Source organism: Centipeda infelix ATCC 43532 (assembly GCF_000234095.1).
Classification (GTDB): Bacteria; Bacillota; Negativicutes; order Selenomonadales; family Selenomonadaceae; genus Centipeda; species Centipeda infelix.
The window spans coordinates 1-578 of the sequence record NZ_JH376821.1; the positions used below are offsets into that span (position 1 = coordinate 1).

Here is a 578-nt window from a genome sequence, read left to right on the forward strand (position 1 = left end):
GTTTTCTGGTTTCCGATAAGGTCGATACTGTTCAAAATATGACCGAGCCAGAGCTTATGAAAATTAGCGTCGCGCTCCTCAATGTCAATTACCTGCTATTTCTCGCAGTTCTCCAGTATCCTGCTTGATATAAGTTTCTGTTCCTACTACCTTGACTTTCTTGCGGGTTACTGCCATTTGTTTTTCCTCCTTGCTTGATATTGATATGATAATATCATATCGAATTATATAAGTCAATCATACTCAATGTTATCAAAAATCATATCAAGATTTACCAAAAATCATATCAAGCAAAATAGCGATAAATTCAGTAATATCAAGGCATTACAGGTTTTTACCCCTTTTTTCACTCTTATCTTGTATTAGCGGCAGAATCATCGACCGCCACTTCAAGGGGTTTCGTGGGGGCTTTGCCCCCACCGCCCCCAGCAGGGAGCAAGCCCCCTGCACCCCTCGCTCGCCGCTAGGCAGGCGGTCGGGTTCACCCGACCGCGGGGCAAAAGCGTCCTGCTTTTATCACGGTGCAAGGGCAAGCCGCTACGCGGTCGCTGCGCGCCCCTTGCACCTTCATTACAGCA

At 46.5% G+C, this 578-nt stretch carries 2 protein-coding genes; both read right to left on the minus strand.

Features of this window, described 5'->3' with window-relative positions; genetic code table 11:
- Nucleotides 1-89, minus strand: an 89-nt coding sequence (locus tag HMPREF9334_RS12905) for a replication/maintenance protein RepL (RefSeq protein ID WP_211204866.1), incomplete at its 3' end; no start/stop codon positions are given.
- Nucleotides 85-177 (minus strand): replication/maintenance protein RepL, encoded by a 93-nt coding sequence (locus tag HMPREF9334_RS12825; protein WP_071986002.1) that lies wholly within the window; start codon nt 175-177, stop codon nt 85-87. The genes HMPREF9334_RS12905 and HMPREF9334_RS12825, both read right to left, overlap by 5 nt.
- Between the last annotated feature and the right edge of the window lie 401 nt (nt 178-578).

Coding starts and splice junctions, on each gene's coding strand:
- HMPREF9334_RS12825 (WP_071986002.1), bottom strand. CDS start 177: ATGGCAGTAACCCGCAAGAAAGTCAAGGTAGTAGGAACAGAAACTTAT.